At 55.8% G+C, this 3,124-nt stretch carries 6 protein-coding genes; all 6 read right to left on the reverse strand.

What is annotated here, in order from left to right:
• The coding region (locus KDK14_RS10110) for a hypothetical protein (protein WP_257264980.1) at nucleotides 1–198 on the reverse strand (198 nt) is incomplete at its 3' end.
• The gene (locus KDK14_RS10115; RefSeq protein WP_257264981.1) at nucleotides 195–617 is read right to left on the reverse strand and encodes a phage head closure protein; all 423 of its coding nucleotides are present in this window, start codon (nucleotides 615–617) and stop codon (nucleotides 195–197) included. The genes KDK14_RS10110 and KDK14_RS10115, both read right to left, overlap by 4 nt.
• Nucleotides 614–952 (reverse strand): head-tail connector protein, encoded by a 339-nt coding sequence (locus KDK14_RS10120; RefSeq protein WP_257264982.1) that lies wholly within the window; start codon nucleotides 950–952, stop codon nucleotides 614–616. The genes KDK14_RS10115 and KDK14_RS10120 overlap by 4 nt, the downstream gene beginning before the upstream one ends.
• Nucleotides 949–2,190: a phage major capsid protein gene (locus KDK14_RS10125; protein ID WP_257264983.1), complete on the reverse strand. Its 1,242-nt coding sequence runs from the start codon at nucleotides 2,188–2,190 to the stop codon at nucleotides 949–951. The genes KDK14_RS10120 and KDK14_RS10125 overlap by 4 nt, the downstream gene beginning before the upstream one ends.
• Before the next feature lie 85 nt (nucleotides 2,191–2,275).
• On the reverse strand, nucleotides 2,276–2,956 hold the full coding sequence (locus tag KDK14_RS10130; RefSeq protein WP_257264984.1) for a head maturation protease, ClpP-related: 681 nt from the start codon (nucleotides 2,954–2,956) through the stop codon (nucleotides 2,276–2,278).
• Nucleotides 2,901–3,124, reverse strand: a 224-nt coding sequence (locus tag KDK14_RS10135) for a phage portal protein (RefSeq protein WP_257264985.1), incomplete at its 5' end; no start/stop codon positions are given. The genes KDK14_RS10135 and KDK14_RS10130, both read right to left, overlap by 56 nt.

Consider the following 3,124-nt stretch of genomic DNA (forward strand, 5'->3'; position numbering starts at 1 on the left):
ATTAAAAAGTAAATAAGTAACGGTAGCAGTCGGATCGTCAAGCAACCGGCGATTGTAATCAATGCTGATTTTGCAGCGTCGATAATCATCACCGGTCAATTGCCACTGACGTTCACTTAACAGGTCGATGCGTTCACGAATGAACCGTTGTTCAACCGTCTTTTGATTTAATGGTTTGTTTAATTGGTACAGACTCATGTCAACTCCGGCATGATCACGTTAACCACCTTATGCAGTGGCTCATCAAAATCGGGATTTTTCAAACGAATGCTGTCTTCTGAACAGCTGGTAAGGATCTTCAGCCACTTATCACGGGCATTGGTGTTCAGCACACCCGCCACCCCCAGTTTTTTGTTTTGCCACCACAGTCGCCAGTGGTGGGTCATGTCGTCCAGGCTTGGGTCGTAGCGCACAGTCACCGCCACGTCGTTCTGGCCAACAAAACCGCCGGCGGCAAAGATCTCTTTGGCCGACACCGGGCGAACGGCGGCCCAGCACTTGGTGACGGTCTGCCAGCATTGTGGCTCGTCGGTCAGCGGGTCAGCGGGTTTGCAGGCTACGGGCTGTTCAATAATGACCCAATGTTTCAGCTGGCCGGGCGCGGCGGGGCGCTTCACGGGTTGCTCCGGATGCGGTAATCGTTAAGCAAATAGGTGTACCCGTAGGGCATTTCCTCGAGGTTCACCTCGGTGGCGGCTTCGCGGTTTTCGTTCAAATAGCTGACCATCAATAATGCCGCCTGCTTGATCACCGGGTCAGCGATCACGGCGTGATCCGGTGGCGAATCCATAGCCTCCCAGGCTGCCTGGCTGGCCACGACTTTGCGGTTCAGGTGCCGTTCAATGCCCAGTTCCACCGCTTTGCCGATACTGGACAACACGGACCGGGTGTCGTCATTGTCTACTTCCCGGCACCAGAGCAACATGTCGTCAATGGACAACCAACCGCTCATACTTTGGCCTTCATGGCGGCCGCGTGCTGCAGGTATTTTACCGACTGGCCGCTGGCATCCAGCAACGCCCCGTCGTGGCGGCTGAAGGCCAGAAAACCCACCTGCCCTTTACGGGTGTAGACACTGTCGGTCATGCGGAACAAGGTCACCGACATGACATCACGGATCAGGTAATTGGCCAGCTGGCCAAACAAAACAGACTTGGCATTCGCCGCTGGCGCGGCCATGTATTGATTAATGACGTAGGAATAACCCAGGATGGTGTCCGGTTCACTGACAGCAATGCCAGGGATCCACAATGGTCGGCCTTCCTTGTCTTTGAGCATCTTGATGGTTTTCAGCGCCTGGTCGGCAAACATAAATTGCGCGTTCATGCGATAAATCGGGTCCACGCTGTGCTCCAGATTGATCAGGTCATCAAAACCAATAGTCACAGCGGTGGCGGCGGTGGCACCCTTGGTGGCAGAGGGCACAATGCCATCAGGCTGGCCGATGCCGGTGCCCAAAGTAAAATGCCTGTTGGTGATGCGGCTGATGCGCTGGGCCAGCAGGCGCACCACGTAGGCTTCAATGTCAATGCGTGAATCCTGCAACAGCTCAAAGGGCACGGCGACGCCTTTGGAGCTGTACTTCCAGGCACCAATGGTTTTGATGCCGAAAGTCGGGTCTTCGTCGGTAACGGCGGTGTTCTCGGCGACGATTTCGCCTTCCTGGTCCAGGTTGTCGGCCACCGGCCATTCAATGGGGACGCCGCTGTCGGTCTGCTGGATGGTCGCCACCAGTCGCATGTTGCCAAATAATTTCATCTCTTCAATCAGTCGGGTGGCAAAATCGGTGGGCACCAGGTAGCCGCCGGCGGTGTCGGTACCGGTGGACAGGTCGGCCCGGAGTCGCCGTTGTTCCACATACTGACGCTGATCCACATCAAGAGCATCAATACCACCACGCAGGAAACAACTAAAGATCGTTTTTTCCATGGCGATATTGTGGTGCGCTTCATCGTCGGATACTCCTTCCCGTTCGCTTCGTTGCCGGGTAATGGCGTGGTCAGCGGCTTCGATTTTCAGTTGTTCTTCCAGCCGTTCCAGCTGGTCATCGATGCGGCCAATCTCGGCGACAATGGCGTCGTACCGTTGATTGTGGTCGTCGTTCCAGTGCTCTGGCTCGATGCTGTCGAGCAACTGTCTGGCCGCACTGGCGGCCGAACTGCGTTGTTCTCTCAGGGTTTGAATATCCATGGTAATTTCCGGTAATTAGTAAAGGGGCGTGAGTTAACTCAGTGGCCAGCAGGGCAAGGCAGAGCAAAAGCGTCCTGTGCATGGCTCAGGCAATCAGCGCCAGCCGTCGTTCAAGGTGCGCACGCAGGGCGGCAGGATGGGTTGATGGATAAGTTTCTGGCGGATGTCGGTAGGCGCTTAAATCAAACCATTTATTATTTGCCTGACGGTCATTGATGCCATCCGCCAGCCGGTCGGCAAAACCGTTGTCCACCGCCTGCTGCCCGTTCATCCAGGTCTCGTCGGCCATCATATCCAGCACCGTCTTTTGGTCTAACCCGGTCCGGGTGGCGTATTCATTCGCCATGTTGCTGTCGATCAAATCCAGCAGTTCTGCCTGGGTCCGCAGTTCATCGGCATTGCCGACGGTAAACGCCCAGCCCTTGTGGATCATGAAAAACGCGCCTTCACTGATGCGCACTTCGTTGGCCCCCATGGCCAGAAAGGTGGCCGCACTGGCAGCCAGTCCGTCAACATGGGCAATGACGGTGGCCGGGTGCTGTGCCAGTGCCGTTTGCATGGCGCGGGCGGTGAATACGTCGCCGCCGGGTGAATTGATCCGGACATTCAGGGTTGGTACGTCCAAAGCATTGACTTCACGAACAAAGCTTTCGGCATCGATGCCCCACCAGTCGTCGATGACGTCATACACGTAGAGCGTTGCCTGTTGGTCATTGGTCTGTACCCGGATTCCGGATGTCGTCGGGTTTTTCCGAATCAGGTTCATCAGTTTGCGCTGGTTCACGTTGCTCACCGGTCACAGGTTGATAAAGGGTGTTGCCGTTATCGATGGGTGTCAGGTTCTCTTCCCGGCGGATCTCGTTGACGGTCTTCCAGCCGGGGTTCTGGTTGCCACCCAGGGCAATTTGATGGGCTTCATTGCGCGCCTTGATGT

Origin of the sequence: Endozoicomonas sp. ONNA2 (assembly GCF_024606365.1) — a bacterium.
GTDB lineage: Bacteria > Pseudomonadota > Gammaproteobacteria > Pseudomonadales > Endozoicomonadaceae > Endozoicomonas.